The following is a 19527-nucleotide window of genomic DNA, read 5'->3' as shown; positions in this document are numbered from 1 at the left end:
CGGCTGCTACGCCAAGACCATCAAGCTGTCTGAAGAAGCCGAGCCGGACATCTACCACGCCATCAAACGCGACGCGCTGCTGGAAAACGTCACCGTGCTGGCCGACGGCAGCATCGACTTCAACGACGGTTCGAAAACCGAGAACACCCGCGTTTCTTACCCGATCTATCATATCCAGAACATCGTCAAGCCGGTGTCCAAGGCGGGTCATGCCACCAAGGTGATCTTCCTGACCGCCGATGCCTTCGGGGTACTGCCGCCGGTATCGCGTCTGACCGCCAACCAGACTCAGTACCACTTCCTGTCCGGCTTCACCGCCAAGCTGGCCGGCACCGAGCGCGGCGTAACCGAGCCGACGCCAACCTTCTCCGCCTGCTTCGGCGCCGCGTTCCTCTCGCTGCACCCGACGCAGTACGCCGAAGTGCTGGTGAAACGCATGCAGGCCGCCGGCGCCCAGGCTTACCTGGTCAACACCGGCTGGAACGGCACCGGCAAGCGCATCTCGATCAAAGATACGCGCGGCATCATCGACGCCATCCTGAGCGGTGAAATCGACAAGGCGGAAACCATTACTCTGCCGATCTTCGATCTGGCGATGCCGACCGCGCTGCCGGGCGTGAACCCGGAAATCCTCGATCCGCGCAATACCTACGCCAGCCTCGAGCAGTGGCAGGAAAAAGCGCAGGATCTGGCCGAGCGCTTCATCACCAACTTCGACAAATACACCGACACGCCTGCGGGCGCCGCGCTGGTCAGCGCCGGCCCTAAGCTGTAATTCGGTAGCGTTACCTCTTCAGCTAAGGCGCGGATCCCGCGCCTTTTTTTATTTTCAGCGATTGCTTTTTAACCAGCAAGGCGAGAAAATAAGTCAATGCAATCATTGATAGCAAAGGAGGTTTAAATGGCGACTATCACCGTCAGAAATCTGGACGACGAGATCAAAGAGCTGCTGCGTATTTCAGCGGCGAAAAACGGCCATTCCATGGAAGAGGAAGCGCGTATGATCCTGAAACAGGCGCTGGTGAAAAAGCCGCCGCGCTATGGATTGGGTACCTGGATGCATCAGCACTTCGCCGAATTCGGCGGCGTCGAGCTGGAGATCCCACCGCGTGACGCAGTGCCACCACGCATCGTCACCTTTGATGATGAAGATGGCAACGCATGATTATTCTCGACACTAACGTCATTTCAGAAACGCTGCGCCCCAGTCCGTACTACAACGTCATTAACTGGTTAAATGAAAAGGACAATGACGAGCTCTATCTGAGCGCCATTGTCCTGGCAGAACTGTTCACCGGCGTCGCCTGTATGCCTGACGGCAAGCGCCAGCGGGATCTCAAGCTCAAATTGGCGGACGCGATTGAATTGAAGTTCGAGGGGCAGATATTGCCGTTTGATGGGCTGTGTGCGATGCAATACGCGGAATTGACGGCAAGGAACCGGCTTCTGGGTCAAGCGATGAGCGTGCCGGATGCCCAAATCGCCGCCACCTGCCTGCATTACGGCGCGGCCCTCGCCACCCGCAATACCAAAGACTTTCTCCACTGCGGCATCGAGTTAATCGACCCGTGGCAGGCGCCGACCGGCCGTCGGTTGCATGAAGATGCGGCGGAATACTACGTGATGAGCAGGAAGTCCTGACGGGGCCACAGCGGCGCGGCCCACGCCAAGAGCGTCAGGCGTTGTCCCTGGCGGTCTGATGGCCGTTGGCCGACTCTTTTTTCTCCATCGGCAACGGAATATACGCGCGGATCAAAAGCCCGCCGCGCTCGCTGGTGCCAATATCCAGTTCGCCGTCGTGCGCGTCGATAATACGCTGCACGATAGCCAGCCCCAGACCGGTGCCGCTGGTGCTGCGTGCGCTGTCGCCACGTACGAACGGCTGCAACAGGTGCTTCAATTCTTCCGGCTTGATGCCCGGGCCGTCATCTTCCACCTGGAACCAGCCGCGCTGCAGCTCGCGGCCGCTGCTGACCTTGATCCAACCGTTGCCGTAACGCGCCGCGTTCACCACCATGTTCACCGCCGCCCGCTTAATTGACAGCGGGTGCACGTTCATCATCAGCTCACCCGGCGACAGCGCGGTTTCAATCACCCGCTCATAGCCGCTCTCCGCCGCGACCACCTCGCCCAAAATGGCGTTCAGATCGCTGCTTTCGGTCGGCATCTCCTGCCCGGTGCGCAGATAGTCGATGAACTGCTCGATGATGGCGTTGCACTCTTCGATGTCTTTATTGATCGACTCGGCCAGATAGCCGTCTTCGGCGCTCATCATCTCCGTCGCCAGCCGGATGCGCGTCAACGGCGTGCGCAGGTCATGGCTGACCCCGGCCATCAGCAAAGTGCGATCGTCCGCCAGCTGCTTGACGCCCGACGCCATCTGATTGAATGCGCGCGTCACCGACCGCACTTCGGAAGCGCCATACTCGCGCAGCGGTGGCGGAATGATGCCCTTACCCACCTGCAGCGCCGCATGTTCCAGCTCCACCAGCGGGCGGTTTTGAATGCGGATAAACAACCAGGCACCGCCGATCGCAAGCAACATAATCGCCAGCGTATAGCGGAACAGCGGAGAGAAGTCGCCCTGGTGGATTTCCGTCAGCGGCACGCGTACCCAGATATCGGGCTGCAGCCAGGTTTTCAGCCACACCACCGGGGAGTTCTTGTTCACCTCCACCCGCACATCGGTCGGCCCGCCGAGCTGCTGCGCCATCTGCTGGCTGAGGAACTGGTAGTGCTGCGCCCAGCGCAGGCCGCTCTCCTCCGCCGCCGAGTTGGTGTAGAGAGAGATGCCCAGTTCGCGGTAGATCTCACGGCGGAACGCCGGCGGCACTTCCAGCAGCGTGCCGTCCTCCAGCTGCAGCCGATCGGTCATCAGCATACGCACTTCGTACGCCAATACCTTGTTGAACTGCTGCAGGCTGGGCAGGATGGCGAAGTTCAGCACCACCAGATAGGTCGTCACCAGGCTGACGAACAGCAAGGTGACGATCAACAACAGGGTTCGGGCAAACGAGCTACGCGGTGAAAAGCGCAATCGCCTCATGCCTTGCTGCCGTCCGGGACGAACACGTAGCCGAGACCCCAAACGGTCTGGATATAACGCGGATGCGCCGGATCTTCTTCCACCATGCGGCGCAGGCGCGAGATCTGCACGTCGATGGAGCGCTCCATGGCGCTGTATTCGCGGCCACGCGCCAGGTTCATCAGCTTATCGCGCGACAGCGGTTCACGCGGGTGGCTGACCAGCGCTTTCAGTACCGCGAACTCGCCGCTGGTCAACGGCATCGGTTCGTCTTCGCGGAACATCTCGCGGGTGCCGAGGTTCAGTTTGAATTTGCCGAACGCGATCACCGCCTCTTCCTGCGAAGGCGCACCCGGCAGTTCGTTAGCCTGGCGGCGCAGCACCGCGCGGATGCGAGCCAACAGCTCACGCGGGTTGAACGGCTTAGGAATGTAGTCGTCGGCGCCGATTTCCAGCCCGACGATGCGATCGACCTCTTCGCCTTTGGCGGTGACCATAATGATCGGCATCGGGTTGCTCTGGCTGCGCAGACGGCGGCAGATGGACAGCCCATCTTCGCCCGGCAACATCAGATCGAGCACCATCAGATGGAAGGATTCACGGGTCAGCAAGCGATCCATTTGCTCAGCGTTGGCAACGCTGCGAACCTGGAAGCCCTGCTCGGTTAAATAACGTTCTAAAAGCGCGCGCAGGCGCATGTCATCATCGACGACCAGGATCTTATGATTCTCTTGCATGGTATTACTCCCAAAGGCTTTATTGCCTGACTCGAATATTGTTAGAAAACCTTGCCATTTGAGACAGCGTTTAATGGTATGTATTCTAGACGAAATTGTTACAAAGCTTATTCTTTTCCCCATTTATCAACAATTTTCATCGAATGTCGACGGGGGTTCGTCAAAATTTCGCCCTTTATCGGCGCAATGTGGGGCAGCGGCCCAATTTTGCGCAATTTCGCCACCGGCGAACCGCACGGTGGCGTTTTGACGGCGAGTCAGGAAGTCTGCAGGAAACGCGCCAACTGCCGGCGCAGCTGCCGGTTCTCTTGCTGCAGCGCATCAACCCGATCGAGCAGCGTCAGCGCCATGGCGATCCCCGGCCAATCCAGATCCAGTTCGGCCCGCAGCCTGCGCGCGCGCTGCAGATGGCTCAGCGCCGGATAATCGAACTCCCAGCTCGGCTGCGCCGGCTCCAGCGGCACGATCACGCCCAGGCCGACAATCTCGACCAGCTCATCCTCTGAAATCTCCACTCGCTGACACAGTTCCACCACGGTGAATGTGATCTCTTTCTTCATCATGTGCTTTACTCCCATTCCGCACGCGGGTTGAACGCCGCCTGCTCAGCCAGTTCGCGCCACAGGGCGCTGGCCTTCTCGTTCGGCTTCGGCGGCATCACCACCTTGAGAATGACATACAGATCGCCGGGCTCTTTCTTGCCCGCCAGCCCTTTGCCTTTGACCCGCAGCCGTTTGCCGCTCTGGCTGCCGGCCGGCACGGTCAGCGCGATTTTGCCGGTCAGCGTCGGCACCTCAATGCTGGCCCCCAGCGCCGCTTCCCACGGGGCGAGCGGCGCCACGATGCTCAGGTTGTGGCCATCAATTTCGAACAGCGGATGCGGCGCGAGGCGGATGACCAGGTACAGGTCGCCGTTCTGGCCGCCGCCCACGCCGGCAACGCCCTGCCCCTTGAGGCGAATGCGCTCGCCGTCGCCCACGCCGGCCGGGATTTTCACGTTCAGCGTTTTGCTGGCTTCGCTCACCTGCCGCCCCAGCTCGTCGTACACCGGCAGCTTGTAGGCGATCTCGCGGCTTTGGCCATGCAGCGTTTCCTCGAGGAACAGCGGCACCTCCATCTCCAGATCCTGCCCGCGGAAGCCATGCCCGCCGTGCGAGTGCGAAGCGGAGCGGTGCCCGCCCGCCGCCCGCCCGCCGAACATGCTTTCGAAGAAATCGGAGAAGTCTTGCGCGTCGGCGCCGCCGCCGTGCCATGAAGCGCTCTGCTGATAGCCGCCGCGATCGCCGCGCGTCTGGCGGCCAAAGTTCGGATCGTTGCGGTGCAGCCGGATCTGATCGTACTCAGCGCGGCGCTCTTCGTCCTTCAGCACCTCATAGGCTTCGGCCAGCTCCTTGAATTTGCTCTCGGCGTCTTCTTCGGTGCTCACGTCAGGGTGATATTTACGCGCCAGCCGGCGGTAGGCCGTTTTGATGGTTTTCAGATCGGCGTTGGGCTCGACGCCCATCGTTGCGTAGTAATCTTTAAATTCCATGCGGTAATACCTTCAATGTGTTGGGTTGTGCGCCAAAATTCCTTGTTTCTCTCGCCAGATATCCTCCTTTCGTCACATTCCTTTTCCGCTATCGCTAAGCATACTCCCGATTGTTAAAAGCTGCGCAAACTGAATAAAAACCGTGCGACAACGCGCAGGCCCGCGCGCCATTTCTAAAGCCCTGCGCATTCACGTACACTGTGGCGGTGGCCCCATAAAGATAAATCACGATGAGAACTCAACTGATAACCCGTGAAGGGTATGACAAGCTCAAACAAGAGCTGGATTACCTCTGGCGCGAAGAACGCCCCGAGGTGACCAAGAAAGTGACCTGGGCCGCCAGCCTGGGCGACAGAAGCGAAAACGCCGACTACCAATACAACAAGAAGCGGCTGCGGGAAATTGACCGCCGCGTCCGCTATCTGACCAAATGCCTGGAGCAGCTGAAGATCGTCGATTACTCCCCGCAGCAGGAAGGCAAAGTGTTCTTCGGCGCCTGGGTGGAAGTAGAGAACGATGACGGCGAAACCAAACGCTTTCGCATCGTCGGTTACGACGAGATCTTCGGCCGCAAGGATTACATCTCCATCGACGCGCCGATGGCGCGCGCCCTGCTGAAAAAAGAGGTCGGGGACGTCGCCACCGTCAATACGCCGCTTGGCGAGGCGCAGTGGTACGTGAACGAGATAGACTACCCGAAGTAAGCTTTCAGCTTTTTCCGAACCGCCGCCAACGCCGCCGCCTGCGCTGTTCTCCACGCCGCGGCCACGCGGCGGCGGCCCGCTCCGCTGGCATTTTCCACGATCAATCCGTATAACTGTCCCCTGTTTATTCACCGTTCTCAATACAGATACCAGACCTATGAATGACCCACTGAGCCGCATTATTGCAACAGAACTGCAGGCCCGGCCGGAGCAAGTCGACTCCGCCATCCGTCTGCTGGATGAAGGTAATACCGTGCCCTTTATTGCACGCTATCGTAAGGAAGTCACCGGGGGCCTGGACGACACCCAACTGCGCCAGCTGGAAACCCGCCTGGGTTATCTGCGTGAACTGGAAGATCGTCGCCAGACCATCCTGAAGTCGATCGATGAACAGGGCAAACTGACCGAACAACTGGCGGGGGCGATCAACGCCACGCTGAGCAAGACCGAGCTCGAAGACCTCTACCTGCCGTACAAACCGAAGCGCCGCACCCGCGGTCAGATCGCCATCGAAGCCGGTCTGGAACCGCTGGCGGACGCGCTGTGGCAGGATCCGCAACAGCAGCCGGAACAGCTGGCTGAACGCTACGTCGACGCCGACAAGGGCGTGGCGGACGTGAAAGCCGCCCTCGACGGCGCGCGCTATATCCTGATGGAGCGCTTCGCCGAAGACGCCACGCTGCTGGCCAAGGTGCGCGACTACCTGTGGAAAAACGCCCATCTGGTGTCCAAGGTGGTCGAGGGCAAGGAAGAAGAAGGCGCCAAGTTCCGCGACTACTTCGATCACCACGAACCGATTTCTCAGGTGCCTTCGCACCGCGCGCTGGCGATGTTCCGCGGCCGCAACGAAGGCGTGCTGCAGCTGGCGCTGAACGCCGATCCGCAATTTGAGGAAGCGCCGCGCGAAAGCCAGGCGGAGCTGATCATCATCAATCACCTCAACCTGCGCCTGAACAACGCCCCGGCCGACGCCTGGCGCAAGGCGGTGGTCAACTGGACCTGGCGCATCAAGGTGCTGCTGCACCTGGAAACCGAGCTGATGGGCACGGTGCGCGAGCGCGCGGAAGACGAAGCGATCAACGTGTTCGCCCGCAACATGCATGATCTGCTGATGGCCGCGCCGGCCGGCATGCGCGCCACCATGGGCCTCGATCCGGGCCTGCGCACCGGGGTGAAAGTCGCCGTGGTCGACGCAACCGGCAAGCTGGTCGCCACCGACACCGTCTACCCGCACACCGGGCAAGCGGCCAAAGCCGCCGCCATCGTCGCGGCACTGTGCATCAAACATAACGTGGAGCTGGTGGCCATCGGCAACGGCACCGCTTCGCGTGAGACCGAGCGCTTCTATCTCGACCTGCAAAAACAGTTCGGTGAGGTCCGGGCGCAGAAAGTGATCGTCAGCGAAGCGGGCGCGTCGGTGTATTCCGCGTCCGAACTGGCGGCGCTGGAATTCCCGGATCTCGACGTGTCGCTGCGCGGCGCGGTGTCCATCGCTCGTCGTCTGCAGGATCCGCTGGCGGAGCTGGTGAAGATCGACCCGAAATCCATCGGCGTCGGCCAGTATCAGCACGACGTCAGCCAGAGCCAGCTGGCGAAGAAGCTGGACTCGGTGGTGGAAGACTGCGTGAACGCCGTCGGCGTCGATCTGAACACCGCGTCGGTGCCGTTGCTGACCCGCGTGGCCGGCCTGACGCGCATGATGGCGCAAAATATCGTCAACTGGCGCGACGAGAACGGCCGCTTCAGCAACCGCGAACAGCTGCTGAAAGTCAGCCGCCTGGGGCCGAAAGCCTTCGAACAGTGCGCCGGCTTCCTGCGCATCAACCACGGCGACAATCCGCTGGACGCCTCCACCGTTCACCCGGAAGCCTACCCGGTGGTGCAGCGCATTCTGGCCGCCACCGAGCAGGCGCTGCAGGACCTGATGGGCAACGCTTCGGCAGTGCGCAACCTGAAAGCGGTCGATTTCACCGACGACAAATTCGGCGTGCCGACGGTTACCGATATCCTGAAAGAGCTGGAGAAACCGGGCCGCGATCCGCGCCCTGAGTTCAAAACCGCGACCTTTGCCGAAGGGGTGGAAACCCTCAACGATCTGCAGGTGGGCATGATCCTGGAAGGATCGGTCACCAACGTCACCAACTTCGGTGCCTTCGTGGATATCGGCGTGCATCAGGACGGCCTGGTGCACATCTCCTCGCTGGCGGACAAGTTCGTTGAAGATCCGCACACCGTGGTGAAGGCCGGCGACATTGTCAAAGTGAAGGTGATGGAAGTCGATCTGCAGCGTAAACGCATCGCGCTGAGCATGCGTCTGGATGAGCAGCCGGGCGAAGGTTCACCGCGCCGCGGCGGCAACGCGCCAGCGCAGGCACGCGACAACGCCAACCGTTCGGCGGGCGGCAACAAGGCCAAACCGCGCAACGCGGCGCCGGCCGGCAACAGCGCCATGGGCGACGCGCTGGCGGCGGCGTTCGGTAAGAAACGCTAAGTCGGAACCGACAGGGCGGAGCCTGCTCCGCCCTTTCTGACGAATAAAACTTGCGGCATTTTTTGACCCGTCTCAATAAACCGTCATCTTTTTATTTCCCGTTCCTGCGTGACCGCCCTCCCATTATTCAGGCAACAAAAATCCTCTCCGCAGCCATTTATTAACAACTTCGTTAACACGCCTATTTCATCTCGCAAATTGTGAACGAAACACAAATGGTTACCGCTCGCATTACGCCGGAATAATGTTATTGAATTGCCTTTGGGCGGAAATAAATAAGGGGAAAAAACCATCGGTATTTGCAAACGAGAAAACTCGGCTACAAATACGTAACTGATTTAACTCGCCATTCTCATTTGTTCCCGCTCGCAAGCGGTGGTAAAACGTCGTTAATCAAGGCAACGCCATCAAAAACTGTCGCCGCCATAATAATTGGTTACAATACCCTTACTTTTTGTATTGAACGCGATAATGATAATTACTATTATTTGCGCTCACTTTATTGCATGACCTTATGGATGAATACCGCCGACGGCGTGGCATTTTCGCCGGCAACGTCCAATTATCATCAGCCCGATGCTCATCGGCACCCGGAAGGTTAATCACATGCAGCTTCAACCTAAACACACGTATAAGATCGTCGGCTTTTCCGGTGAAATTGCGCCGGCCTATCGCCAGAAACTGTTATCGCTCGGCATGCTGCCCGGCTCTTCGTTCGACGTGGTGCGCGTCGCGCCGCTGGGCGATCCGATAGAAATTAAAACTCGCCGCGTCAGCCTGGTGCTGCGCAGGAAGGATCTGGCGCTGCTGCAGCTCGACGGCCAGTCCTGAGCCGGCGCGCCCTCCGTTTGCCGACGCGCCCTTGCGCCGGCGCTGTTCTCCTTGAAGACGACACGCTGAACTATGAAAAAACTCACCATCGGCTTAATCGGTAACCCGAACTCCGGCAAAACCACGCTGTTCAACCAGCTGACCGGCGCACGCCAACGGGTCGGCAACTGGGCGGGCGTGACGGTCGAACGCAAAGAAGGCCATTTCACCACCCCGCAGTCCGACGTGCGGCTGGTCGATTTGCCGGGCACCTATTCCCTGACCACCATTTCAGAGCAAACCTCGCTCGATGAGCAGATCGCCTGTCACTACATTTTGAGCGGCGACGCCGATCTGCTGATCAACGTGGTCGACGCCTCCAACCTCGAGCGCAACCTCTATCTGACGCTACAGCTGCTGGAGCTGGGCATTCCCTGCATCGTGGCGCTGAACATGCTCGACATCGCCAAAAGCCAGCATATCGATATCGACGTCGCCGCGCTGTCGGCGCGCCTCGGCTGCCCGGTGGTGCCGATGGTCTCCACCCGCGCCGACGGCATCGGCGTGCTGAAGCAGATGATCGACAATCATCACATCAACGAACAGCAGGCGCTGGTGAACTATCCGCCGCTGTTGCTGAAAGCGGTCGCCACGCTGAGCGACGCCATGCCGCAAACGCTGCCGGCAGTACAGCGCCGCTGGCTGGCGCTGCAGATGCTGGAAGGCGACATCTACAGCCACCGGCTGGCCGGCCCCGCCGTCGCGCTGCTGCCTGCGGCTACCCAGGCATTGCAACAGCAACAGCAAGAAGACCCGGCGCTGGTGATCGCCGACGCGCGCTACCAGTCTATCGCCACCCTGTGCGACGCGGTCAGCAACTCGCAGCAGGCGATGCCCAACCGCCTGACCGAGATGCTGGATAAAGTGATTCTCAACCGCTGGCTGGGCGTGCCGATCTTCCTGCTGGTGATGTACCTGATGTTCCTGCTGGCGATCAACATCGGCGGCGCGCTGCAGCCGATCTTCGATATCGGCTCGGCGGCGATCTTCATTCAGGGCATTCAGTGGCTCGGTTACACCCTGCACTTCCCCGACTGGCTGACCGTTTTCCTGGCGCAGGGCGTCGGCGGCGGCATCAACACCGTGCTGCCGCTGGTGCCGCAGATCGGCATGATGTACCTGTTCCTGTCCTTCCTGGAAGACTCCGGTTACATGGCGCGCGCGGCGTTCGTGATGGACCGCCTGATGCAGGCGCTCGGGCTGCCGGGTAAATCCTTCGTGCCGCTGATCGTCGGTTTCGGCTGCAACGTGCCGTCCATCATGGGCGCCCGGACGCTGGACGCCCAGCGCGAACGCCTGATTACCATCATGATGGCGCCGTTCATGTCGTGCGGCGCCCGTCTGGCGATCTTCGCGGTGTTCGCCGCCGCCTTCTTCGGCCAGGACGGCGCCGGAGTGGTGTTCTCGCTGTACATGCTCGGCATTGCGGTGGCGATCCTCACCGGTCTGGTGCTCAAATACACCCTCATGCGCGGCGAAGCCTCGCCGTTCGTGATGGAGCTGCCGGTTTACCACGTGCCGCACCTGAAAAGCCTGCTGCTGCAAACCTGGCAGCGGCTGAAAGGCTTCGTGTTGCGCGCCGGTAAGGTGATCGTGGTGGCCAGCATATTCATCGGCGGCCTGAACAGCTTCTCGTTCAGCGGCAAGACGGTCGACAATATCAACGACTCCGCGCTGGCCTCAGTTTCCAAAGTGCTGACGCCGCTGCTGCAGCCGATGGGCGTCCACAGCGATAACTGGCAGGCCACCGTCGGTCTGGTGACCGGCGCGATGGCGAAAGAAGTGGTGGTCGGCACGCTGAACACGCTGTACACCGCCGAGCACATCAACAAAGAGGCGTTCGACGCCGCCAACTTCAACCTGCTCGATGAGCTGGGCGGCGCGCTGAACGAAACCTGGGACGGCCTGAAAAACACCTTCAGCCTGAGCGTGCTCTCCAACCCCATCGAAGCCAGCAAGGGCGACGGCGAGATGGGCGTCGGCTCGATGGGCGTGATGAGCAGCAAATTCGGCTCCGGCATCTCCGCCTACAGCTACCTGATCTTCGTGCTGCTGTATGTGCCTTGCGTCTCGGTGATGGGCGCCATCGCCCGTGAATCGAGCCGCGGCTGGATGACCTTCTCTATTCTGTGGGGGCTGAACGTGGCCTACTCGCTGGCGACGCTGTTCTATCAGGTGGCCACCTTCAACCAACACCCGCAGTACAGCCTGACGGCGATCCTGGTGGTGGTACTGGTGAACCTGCTGGTGCTGTTCGGCTTGCGCCGGGCGCGCAGCCGCGTCACGGTTCGCCTGGGCAACGCTACGCCGGCGGCCTGTTGCCAGGGCGCCAAGGGGAGCTGCCACTGATGGCCGGGCTGCTGCAGGTGCGCGATGCGCTGGCGCTGCTTGGCAGCGCTCAGGCGCAGCAGCTCAGCCACTCGCTGGCGACGCCGCTGCCACTGGTGCAGGCGATGCTGGACCGTTTGGCGGCAATGGGGAAAGTGGAGCGCATCGAACAGGATGACGGCGCCTGTCTGAGCGGCAGTTGCAAAGGCTGCCCGCAGGGCCAGGGGTGCAGCACGGTTTTCTACCGGCTGAAGGCCTGACGATCAGGGGCGCCGAGCGGCGCCCCTTGCCGTTGAAGGCTTATTGCTTATCTTTGTAAACTTCAGCGATGGCGCTGAATTTACCGTGCTCGCGGCCTGCCAGGATCACGTAGTATTGACCGCCCTTTTCGTCCGCCAGTTTGGACAGCTCATCCTTGGCATCCATCGGCGAGGTGGTCTGCGCCGTGGTGGTCACGGTGCCGATCTTCTCGTATTTACCCGGGTTCTTATCCAGATCTTCCTTGGTCAGCAGGGTTGCCGCCATGGAGCCGAAAGACACCGAACCCAGCACTGCCGCTGAAATAATCATCTTCAATGATTTCATGACACTAACCTCTCAATGGATAATTTATCTGTTATGAAAGCCGTCAAGAATCCATGCGTAGTACAGCAGGCTGCCGCGACATCCTCAGGCCTCGTTGCTTTCCCTGACGGGGCCTGTTTCCCAGAGACGAAACGCAAAAATGAAAAACGCCGCACGCGGTCTTTTCATTTTGCAGCCAACGCATTGACTCACTAAGTATCGAACAGCTTTGTCTTTTATCCACCCGGCAGCGTTTTTTTTCGCGCCCTATCGTGCGTTTTCCCGCCGCATTCAATGTGCTGCAATAAACGCTTCGATCATCGTCACAAATTCGTCGGGATGAGAGATAAACGGCGCATGGGCGGCTTTGGCCACGACCTGCGACGTAGAATTCGGCCAGGCGGCGTCGAGCAGATCGGCGACCTTGCGCGGTACCAGCCCATCCAGATAGCCGTAGATCCGCAGCAGCGGCAGCTCCAGCGCTGCCAGAGGCGCGCGCAGATCGGCGGTGCGCAGGATCTCCAGCCCGCCGTTCAATACCTCGATGCTCGGCGTCGGCTGGTTGAGCACTACCGCTTTCAGCTGGCGCGCATCCTGGCGCGCGCTCTCGGTGCCCAGCGTCTGCAACGCCAGAAAACGCTCGACGGTGCGCTGGAAATCCAGGCTCAGCTGGTGCTGAAAACCGCTCAGCACGTCCGGGCGGATCCCCGGCCACTCATCGCGGGCGGCAAAACAGGGCGAAGAGGCCACGGTGATAAGCCCACTGACGCGCTGCGGCTGCATCAGCGCCGCCTGGCTGGCCACCAACCCGCCGAGCGACCAGCCTAGCCACCAGGCCTGAGAGGGGGCAGCCGCCAGCACGATCTCCGTCATCTGCTCCAGCGAGAGAGCACCGAACCCCTGGCTGCGGCCGTATCCCGGCAGATCGACCAAATGCAGGCGAAAATGCGGCGCCAGTCGCGCCTGAATGCAACTCCACACTTCAGCGTTCAATCCCCAGCCGTGCAGCAGCACAAGATCGCGTTCGCCTTCACCTATTGTTTGCCAGTACAGCGCTGTCATTGGTTATTGTCCTTTCATGCTTACCCGTCTCGGAGTCTCTATGCTATCAATCCGCAGCCGCTGTTGGCTATGCCGACAGCCGTTGAGCCTGATGCGTCACGGCATCTGCAGCTGCTGCCTGCGCCATCTGCCGGCCAACCCACCGTGTTGCCCACGCTGCGGATTGCCCGCCGGGGAGACGCAAACGCCCTGCGGCCGCTGTCTGCAACGGCCGCCACCCTGGCAGCGGCTGGTGTTCGTCGGCGACTACGTAGCACCGCTCAGCCGGCTGGTAAGAAGGTTCAAGTTTCACCGCGCGCCCGAGCTGGCACCGACGCTGGCGCGCCTGATGCTGTTGCGCTGGCAGCAGGCGCGCAGAGAGCAGTATCTGAACAGACCCGACCTGATTTTAGCGGTACCCTTGTATGGCTCACGCTGCTGGCGCCGTGGCTATAACCAGAGCGATCTGCTGGCCCGGCCGCTGGCACGCTGGCTGGGCTGTGCCTATCGGCCCGCCGCCTTGCGCCGGGTACGCAAGACCGCCCTGCAACAGCGGCTGAGCGCCGGAGCGCGCAGGCGCAATCTGCAGCGCGCGTTCGTCTGCACCGTCTCGGTCGCCAACCGGCATATCGCCCTGGTGGATGACGTGGTGACCACCGGCAGCACCGTCGCGGAGATCGCGGTGCTGCTGCGGCGGCAAGGCGCCGCCTCGGTGCAGATATGGTGCGTTTGCCGCACGTTGTAGTGCCACGGCAATGGGCGTATTATAACCGACTATAGAAGTCAACTATTGAGCTAATGCTATGATCCGTATAACAGATGCTGCACAGGAACACTTTGCCAAACTGCTGGCAAATCAAGAAGAAGGCACCCAAATCCGCGTATTCGTGATCAACCCGGGCACGCCGACGGCCGAATGCGGTGTCTCTTATTGCCCGCCGGACGCGGTAGAAGCGACGGATACCGAACTGAAGTTCGACAAACTGTCCGCCTATGTCGATGAGCTGAGCGCGCCGTATCTGGAAGACGCCGAAATCGACTTCGTGACCGACCAGCTGGGTTCCCAGCTGACGCTGAAGGCGCCGAACGCCAAGATGCGCAAGGTCGATGACAACGCGCCGCTGATGGAGCGCGTGGAATACGTGCTGCAGTCGCAGATCAACCCACAGCTGGCGGGCCACGGCGGCCGCGTGACGCTGATGGAGATCACCGACGACAACATGGCGATCCTGCAGTTTGGCGGCGGTTGCAACGGCTGTTCGATGGTCGACGTCACGCTGAAAGAAGGCATCGAGAAAGAGCTGCTGCAGAAATTCCCGGAGCTGAAAGGCGTGCGTGACCTGACCGAGCACCAGCGCGGCGAGCACTCCTACTACTAATCTCCGGCGCTCGCGCCGCGGTAGATAACACAATGCCGGAAGGGGAAACCCGTTCCGGCATTGTCGTTTTCACCCCACCGACACCTTGCGCCGCCGTTTGTCCAAATCCTTCAGTAAGCGGTTTATGTGCGGGTCGGCAAACATCTCCTCCAGCGTCTGAGTCAGCTTGCGCCGCCAGTTAGGATACTGATCGCTGGTACCGGGAATATTGACCGGATCGGCCATATCCAGCCAGTCTTCCGGCTGCAGGCCGAGCAAAGCACTGGCACTGTCGGCGACATAGCGCTGCAGGCCGCGGTTGAGCAGCGGGCTCATGCCGAGCAGCGCCGCCTTCTTGCCCACCTTCTGCGGCACGCAGCCATAGCGATGCAACCCATCCAGCAGCCCCTGCTTGGCGCGTTCCCGATCGGCAAACAGCGCCTGCAGGATCTCCGCGTCCGGGTAAAGACCCAGCCGGTTGCCCAGCGTCAGATCGTCGCTTTGCCAGTAGCCGCGCAGCGTCGGCAGATCGTGGGTGGTGATGGTCGCCATCGCCTGCACCGGATAGGCCTGCGGCGCGCGGAAATGGTGTTCGCCGTCGCTTTCGAAATACAGCACTTTGTAGGAATAAACGCCGCTGTCGCGCAGCTTGCCGACGATCTCCACCGGCACCGTGCCGAGATCTTCGCCGATCACCATGCAGCGGTGGCGCTGACTTTCCAGCGCCAGCACCGCCAGCAGATCGTCCACCGGGTATTTGACGTAGGCGCCGCGATCGGCGGTTTCGCCATAAGGGATCCACCACAGCCGCAGCAGCGCCATGACGTGATCGATACGCAGCGCGCCGCAGCTGGTCATGTTGGCGCGCAAAAGATCGATGAACGGCTGATAACCGCGCGCCGCCATCACGTGCGGATCCATCGGCGGCAGGCCCCAGTTTTGCCCCAGCGGCCCCAGGATGTCCGGCGGTGCGCCGACCGACGCTTTCAGGCAGTACAGCTCGCGGTCGCACCAGGTTTCCGCCCCGCCTTCCGCTACCCCGACCGCCAGATCGCGATACAGACCAATCGGCATCTGCTGCTGCCGGCTCTGCTCAAAACACTGCGCAAACTGCGTGGCCGCCAGCCACTGCAGCCACAGGTAAAAGCGGACCGCGTCCTGATGTTCGGCGCAAAACAGCCGCACCGCTTCGCTCTGCCCCCGCCGATAGCCCTCGGGCCAGGCCGGCCATCCCCACTGGCTGGCGTCTTTGGCCGCCAGGTGGGCATGCAGCGCGTCGAACGCAGCCTGCTGATACAGGCTGTCGCCGCCCTCAGTCACGAACCGTTCGAACGCCTGACGCTGCGCGTCGCTCGGCTTGCGCGCCTGAAACAGCGGGAACGTCAGCTTCAGCGCCGCCAGCTTCAGCTGCATCACGGCGCTGTAATCCACCCACTCCGCGGCGCGCGCCTTGGCCAGCTGCTTCTGCGTCGCCGGCTTCTGCCACCAGCGCTGTGCCGCGTCGCTGCGCTGAAAATCCTCCACCGCGTTGACGTCGATATACGCCAGATTCAGCCAGCGGCGCGACGAGGGGCTGTAAGGGCTGGCGCTCTCCGGGTTGGCCGGATACAGCGCATGGATCGGGTTGAGGCCGATGAAGGCGCCGCCGCGCTCCCCGACCTGCTCCACCATTAGGCGCAGATCGCCGAAATCGCCGATGCCCCAGTTGCGATCGGAACGCAGCGTATACAGCTGAACGCAGGCGCCCCACAGTTTCTTGCCGGTCAGCAAGGCGTCCGGCTCGAAGCAGCGCCTCGGCGCGACGATCACGCGGCATGACCACTGCTGCGCGCCTTGGCTCAGCGTCAATTGGTGGTAACCCGCCGGCAGATCGCCGGGCAGCGTCAGGGTCTTGCGCGCCCCGACGCGCCCCTGCAGGCATTCGCCGTCTTCACGCTGCAGCGCCCACAGGTACTCGCCTTCGCCCGCCGGGGTCAGTGCCAGCGGCGCGCCCTGATAGAACACCTTGACCGCCGGTAACGGTGATGCGGCCCCTTCCTGCGCGGCATCGGCCCGGTTCATGGCCGCCAGCAGTTTGCGCTTGGTCTCCGGCTCAATCGCCTGCCGCTTGCCGTGGGCATTAATGAAATCGGCAGCGATCCCCGCCTGCGCTGCCGCCTGATCGATACGCTTACGATCCATTCGCTCTCCTTAACGTTTGGCTTGCCAGATGCGCTGCTGGTAATCGCGAATCGAGCGATCCGAGCTGAACATGCCGACGCGCGCAGTGTTAAGGATAGTCCGCCGCGTCCATTCGTCCCGATCGCGGTACAGTTCGTCGACCCGGCGCTGCGCCTGGCAGTATGAGGCGAAGTCCGCCAGTACCAGATAAGGATCGCCGCCTTCCAGCAGGCTGTGCAGCATCATGTCGAACGCGTGCTTGTCGCCGTGGCTGAACGCGCCGCTCGCCAGCTCGTCCAAAATCGCCTTCAGGTGCTTGTCTTTCTTGCGGTAGCTGAGCGGATCGTAGCCCTTCGCCAGTATCGCCTTCACCTGCTCCACGGTATTGCCGAAGATAAAGATATTGTCTTCGCCCACCTGCTCGGCAATTTCGACGTTGGCGCCGTCCAGCGTGCCGACCGTCAGCGCGCCGTTCAGCGCCAGCTTCATGTTGCCGGTGCCGGAGGCCTCTTTACCGGCGGTGGAGATCTGCTCGGAGATATCCGCCGCCGGGATCATCAGTTCGGCCACCGACACGCGGTAGTCGGGAATGAACGCCACTTTCAGGCGATCTTTCACCAACGGATCGTTATTGATCTTCTCGGCCGCCTGGTTGATCGCGTAAATGATGTTTTTCGCCAGATAGTAGCCCGGCGCCGCCTTGGCGCCGAACAGGAAGACGCGCGGCACGATGTCCAGATTCGGGTTGTCGCGCAGCTGGCGATACAGCGACAGGATGTGCAGCAGGTTCAGGTGCTGGCGTTTGTACTCGTGCAGACGCTTGATCTGCACGTCGAAAATCGCGTCCGGGTCGAGCGTCAACCCCATCACGCCGTGCACGTAATGGGCCAGCGCCACCTTGTTGTCGCGTTTGATCTGCTGATAACGCTGGCGGAACGCCGCGTCGTCGGCGAATTTTTCCAGCCCGCGCAACGCGTCGAGATCGTTCGCCCATTCCACCTTCAGCGTCTCGTCGATCAGGCCCGACAGCGCCGGGTTGCACTGTTTCAGCCAGCGGCGCGGCGTGATGCCGTTGGTGACGTTATGGAATTTGTTCGGCCACAGCTGGTGATATTCCGGGAACAGATCCTTCACCACCAGATCCGAGTGCAGCTGCGCCACACCGTTGACCGCAAAGCCGCTGACCACGCACAGGTTGGCCATGCGCACCTGCTTGTTGTAGTGCACCGCCAGTTTGGCCCACACCGCCTCGTCGCCCGGCCAGTGCTTATCCACCAATTTTTTAAACCTGGCGTTGATCTGTTTGATGATGGAGAAATGGCGCGGCAGCAGGCTGCGCACCAGTTTTTCATCCCAGCACTCCAGCGCTTCCGGCATCAGGGTGTGGTTGGTGTAGGCGAAGGTGTTGCTGGTGATCGCCCAGGCCGCCTCCCACTCCAGCTGGTGCTCGTCCAGCAGAATGCGCAGCATTTCCGGAATGGCGATGGTCGGATGGGTGTCGTTCAGCTGGATCACTTCGTACTTCGGCAGCTCTTCAATCTTGCGGCCGGCCTGATGGTGCTTGCGCAAAATGTCCGCCACCGAGCAGGCGCACTGGAAATACTGCTGCATCAGGCGCAGGCGCTTGCCGGCCTGATGGTTGTCGTTCGGGTAGAGCACCTTGGTCAGCTTGTCGGCTTCTACGCCCTGCTTCTCCGCCTGCAGGAATTTGCCGTCGTTGAAATCGCTCAGGTTGAACGGATGCTGATGGGTCGCCTGCCACAGGCGCAGCGGCTGCGCCACGCCGTTGCGATACCCCAGCACCGGCAGATCCCAGGCTTCGCCGCGCAGGGTGAAGGCCGGGCGCCACAGTTCGCGCCCATCGGCCTGCTTTTCCAGCTTGCCGCCGATGCCCACGTCCACCGCCAGCGCGGTGTTGTGGCGGAACCACGGGTAGCTCTCGCGCTGCCAGTTATCCGGCGCCTCTTGCTGCTGCCCGCCCTGGAACGACTGGCGGAACAGCCCGTACTGGTAGTTCAGCCCATATCCGGTGGCCGGTTGCTCCACCGTCGCCATCGAGTCGAGGAAACAGGCCGCCAAGCGCCCCAGCCCGCCGTTGCCCAGCGCCGGATCGGTTTCCTGCTCCAGCAGATCCGCCAGCTTGACGTTCTGTTCGGCCAGCGCCTGCTCGACGGTGTCGTACCAGCCCAGGTTGATCAGGTTGTTCGCCGTCAGCCGGCCGATCAGAAACTCCATCGAGATGTAGTTCACGTGGCGCAGCGGTTTGGCGCTTTTGCGCGGCGCCGGCTGCGCGGCCAACTGCTCGGCCAGCGCCGCACTGACGGCTTCCCACCATTGATGCTGCGTCATCTGTTGTGCGGAACTGAGGCCGAACCGTTGCCACTGGCGGGCGAGCGCCGCCAGAAAAGCATCCTTCTTGAGCGTAGGCTGTGACATAAGGAAAACTCTCTATCCAGTAAGTGGGTCAAATTGCCGCTATCGTGCCGGTGAGAAAGCCTGACGGCATCATCCCGCCTGGGGATTAGCTGGGGAGGAGGATTGGGGCGTAGCTGGAATTGTGATCTCAGGCACTTTTTGACTCCCTTGCAACGATGCAAAAAAGCCCGCCAACGCGTGCGGCGAGCACTGAGAACGTTAACCATGACGTTAGCACAAGTATTCGCGCTGCTGAAGTTTTGTCCATGGCCGGAAATGCGATCTGCAACCGCATCGCCGCGC

18 protein-coding genes are annotated in these 19527 nt (G+C 61.3%); 10 read left to right on the top strand and 8 right to left on the bottom strand.

The features are described from left to right. From FUU19_RS04850 to FUU19_RS04840, 3 genes are all read left to right on the top strand, one after another. Positions 1–775: phosphoenolpyruvate carboxykinase (ATP) (locus FUU19_RS04850; protein WP_230507081.1), on the top strand; the 775-nt coding region annotated here is incomplete at its 5' end. A 126-nt stretch (positions 776–901) separates the two neighbouring features. Next, complete coding sequence (locus FUU19_RS04845) at positions 902–1165, top strand: FitA-like ribbon-helix-helix domain-containing protein (RefSeq protein ID WP_197813152.1); 264 nt, start codon at positions 902–904, stop codon at positions 1163–1165. Beyond that, positions 1162–1641, top strand: coding sequence for a type II toxin-antitoxin system VapC family toxin (locus tag FUU19_RS04840; RefSeq protein WP_230489988.1), 480 nt, complete (start codon positions 1162–1164; stop codon positions 1639–1641). Before FUU19_RS04845 ends, FUU19_RS04840 begins: the two co-directional genes overlap by 4 nt. Before the next feature lie 34 nt (positions 1642–1675). On the opposite strand, the gene envZ is transcribed toward FUU19_RS04840, so the two are convergent. The 4 genes from envZ to cbpA form a co-directional block, all read right to left on the bottom strand. After that, positions 1676–3046: a two-component system sensor histidine kinase EnvZ gene (envZ, locus tag FUU19_RS04835; protein ID WP_141972135.1), complete on the bottom strand. Its 1371-nt coding sequence runs from the start codon at positions 3044–3046 to the stop codon at positions 1676–1678. Next, positions 3043–3762 carry an osmolarity response regulator transcription factor OmpR gene (gene ompR / locus FUU19_RS04830; protein ID WP_004709363.1) on the bottom strand — a complete coding sequence of 240 codons (720 nt, stop codon included), beginning with the start codon at positions 3760–3762 and terminating at the stop codon, positions 3043–3045. The genes envZ and ompR overlap by 4 nt, the downstream gene beginning before the upstream one ends. A 257-nt stretch (positions 3763–4019) precedes the next feature. Next, the gene (locus FUU19_RS04825; RefSeq protein ID WP_049202813.1) at positions 4020–4325 is read right to left on the bottom strand and encodes a chaperone modulator CbpM; all 306 of its coding nucleotides are present in this window, start codon (positions 4323–4325) and stop codon (positions 4020–4022) included. 5 nt (positions 4326–4330) lie between these two features. Then, positions 4331–5293 carry a curved DNA-binding protein gene (cbpA, locus tag FUU19_RS04820; protein WP_230489987.1) on the bottom strand — a complete coding sequence of 321 codons (963 nt, stop codon included), beginning with the start codon at positions 5291–5293 and terminating at the stop codon, positions 4331–4333. Between the two features lie 230 nt (positions 5294–5523). On the opposite strand from cbpA, the gene greB reads away from it, so the two are divergent. The 5 genes from greB (at position 5524) to FUU19_RS04795 (ending at position 11946) form a co-directional block, all read left to right on the top strand. Further along, the gene (greB, locus tag FUU19_RS04815; protein ID WP_033636315.1) at positions 5524–5997 is read left to right on the top strand and encodes a transcription elongation factor GreB; all 474 of its coding nucleotides are present in this window, start codon (positions 5524–5526) and stop codon (positions 5995–5997) included. Between the two features lie 157 nt (positions 5998–6154). Next, a complete protein-coding gene (locus tag FUU19_RS04810) occupies positions 6155–8488 on the top strand; it encodes a Tex family protein (RefSeq protein WP_230489986.1) in 2334 nt (777 codons plus the stop codon). A gap of 606 nt (positions 8489–9094) precedes the next feature. Further along, positions 9095–9319 carry a ferrous iron transporter A gene (feoA, locus tag FUU19_RS04805; protein WP_004930752.1) on the top strand — a complete coding sequence of 75 codons (225 nt, stop codon included), beginning with the start codon at positions 9095–9097 and terminating at the stop codon, positions 9317–9319. A 72-nt stretch (positions 9320–9391) separates the two neighbouring features. Continuing rightward, positions 9392–11707, top strand: a complete 2316-nt coding sequence (gene feoB / locus FUU19_RS04800) for a Fe(2+) transporter permease subunit FeoB (protein WP_230489985.1) — start codon at positions 9392–9394, stop codon at positions 11705–11707. Continuing rightward, positions 11707–11946, top strand: coding sequence for a FeoC-like transcriptional regulator (locus FUU19_RS04795; RefSeq protein ID WP_230489984.1), 240 nt, complete (start codon positions 11707–11709; stop codon positions 11944–11946). The genes feoB and FUU19_RS04795 overlap by 1 nt, the downstream gene beginning before the upstream one ends. 40 nt (positions 11947–11986) lie before the next feature. Here FUU19_RS04795 and FUU19_RS04790 read toward each other — a convergent pair whose 3' ends face one another. Beyond that, positions 11987–12271, bottom strand: coding sequence for a YdgH/BhsA/McbA-like domain containing protein (locus FUU19_RS04790; RefSeq protein ID WP_230489983.1), 285 nt, complete (start codon positions 12269–12271; stop codon positions 11987–11989). 270 nt (positions 12272–12541) lie between these two features. Beyond that, positions 12542–13312, bottom strand: coding sequence for a pimeloyl-ACP methyl ester esterase BioH (bioH, locus tag FUU19_RS04785; protein WP_230489982.1), 771 nt, complete (start codon positions 13310–13312; stop codon positions 12542–12544). Positions 13313–13352: 40 nt separating this feature from the next. On the opposite strand from bioH, the gene gntX reads away from it, so the two are divergent. Beyond that, entirely contained in the window at positions 13353–14036 is a 684-nt protein-coding gene (gene gntX, locus FUU19_RS04780; protein WP_230489981.1) for a DNA utilization protein GntX, read from the top strand. 58 nt (positions 14037–14094) lie between these two features. Then, entirely contained in the window at positions 14095–14670 is a 576-nt protein-coding gene (gene nfuA / locus FUU19_RS04775) for a Fe-S biogenesis protein NfuA (protein ID WP_033631902.1), read from the top strand. Positions 14671–14739: 69 nt separating this feature from the next. Here nfuA and malQ read toward each other — a convergent pair whose 3' ends face one another. Both malQ and malP read right to left on the bottom strand, forming a co-directional pair. Then, positions 14740–16830, bottom strand: coding sequence for a 4-alpha-glucanotransferase (gene malQ, locus FUU19_RS04770; protein ID WP_230489980.1), 2091 nt, complete (start codon positions 16828–16830; stop codon positions 14740–14742). A 9-nt stretch (positions 16831–16839) separates the two neighbouring features. Continuing rightward, positions 16840–19245, bottom strand: coding sequence for a maltodextrin phosphorylase (gene malP, locus FUU19_RS04765; RefSeq protein ID WP_230489979.1), 2406 nt, complete (start codon positions 19243–19245; stop codon positions 16840–16842). Positions 19246–19527: the final 282 nt, after the last annotated feature.

This window comes from Serratia montpellierensis (genome assembly GCF_020858655.1).
Classification (GTDB): domain Bacteria; phylum Pseudomonadota; class Gammaproteobacteria; order Enterobacterales; family Enterobacteriaceae; genus Serratia; species Serratia montpellierensis.
The sequence above is the reverse complement of the archived record's forward strand: the minus strand, read 5'-3'. Positions and strand labels throughout refer to the sequence as shown.

What these genes read in the sequence shown, in the direction of transcription:
- cbpA (WP_230489987.1), bottom strand. Translation starts at nt 5,293, where the DNA reads ATGGAATTTAAAGATTACTACGCAACGATGGGCGTCGAGCCCAACGCC.
- malQ (WP_230489980.1), bottom strand. Translation starts at nt 16,830, where the DNA reads ATGGATCGTAAGCGTATCGATCAGGCGGCAGCGCAGGCGGGGATCGCT.
- FUU19_RS04825 (WP_049202813.1), bottom strand. Translation starts at nt 4,325, where the DNA reads ATGATGAAGAAAGAGATCACATTCACCGTGGTGGAACTGTGTCAGCGA.
- nfuA (WP_033631902.1), top strand. Translation starts at nt 14,095, where the DNA reads ATGATCCGTATAACAGATGCTGCACAGGAACACTTTGCCAAACTGCTG.
- feoB (WP_230489985.1), top strand. Translation starts at nt 9,392, where the DNA reads ATGAAAAAACTCACCATCGGCTTAATCGGTAACCCGAACTCCGGCAAA.
- malP (WP_230489979.1), bottom strand. Translation starts at nt 19,245, where the DNA reads ATGTCACAGCCTACGCTCAAGAAGGATGCTTTTCTGGCGGCGCTCGCC.
- greB (WP_033636315.1), top strand. Translation starts at nt 5,524, where the DNA reads ATGAGAACTCAACTGATAACCCGTGAAGGGTATGACAAGCTCAAACAA.
- FUU19_RS04810 (WP_230489986.1), top strand. Translation starts at nt 6,155, where the DNA reads ATGAATGACCCACTGAGCCGCATTATTGCAACAGAACTGCAGGCCCGG.
- FUU19_RS04795 (WP_230489984.1), top strand. Translation starts at nt 11,707, where the DNA reads ATGGCCGGGCTGCTGCAGGTGCGCGATGCGCTGGCGCTGCTTGGCAGC.
- envZ (WP_141972135.1), bottom strand. Translation starts at nt 3,046, where the DNA reads ATGAGGCGATTGCGCTTTTCACCGCGTAGCTCGTTTGCCCGAACCCTG.
- FUU19_RS04840 (WP_230489988.1), top strand. Translation starts at nt 1,162, where the DNA reads ATGATTATTCTCGACACTAACGTCATTTCAGAAACGCTGCGCCCCAGT.
- gntX (WP_230489981.1), top strand. Translation starts at nt 13,353, where the DNA reads ATGCTATCAATCCGCAGCCGCTGTTGGCTATGCCGACAGCCGTTGAGC.
- bioH (WP_230489982.1), bottom strand. Translation starts at nt 13,312, where the DNA reads ATGACAGCGCTGTACTGGCAAACAATAGGTGAAGGCGAACGCGATCTT.
- feoA (WP_004930752.1), top strand. Translation starts at nt 9,095, where the DNA reads ATGCAGCTTCAACCTAAACACACGTATAAGATCGTCGGCTTTTCCGGT.
- FUU19_RS04790 (WP_230489983.1), bottom strand. Translation starts at nt 12,271, where the DNA reads ATGAAATCATTGAAGATGATTATTTCAGCGGCAGTGCTGGGTTCGGTG.
- ompR (WP_004709363.1), bottom strand. Translation starts at nt 3,762, where the DNA reads ATGCAAGAGAATCATAAGATCCTGGTCGTCGATGATGACATGCGCCTG.
- FUU19_RS04845 (WP_197813152.1), top strand. Translation starts at nt 902, where the DNA reads ATGGCGACTATCACCGTCAGAAATCTGGACGACGAGATCAAAGAGCTG.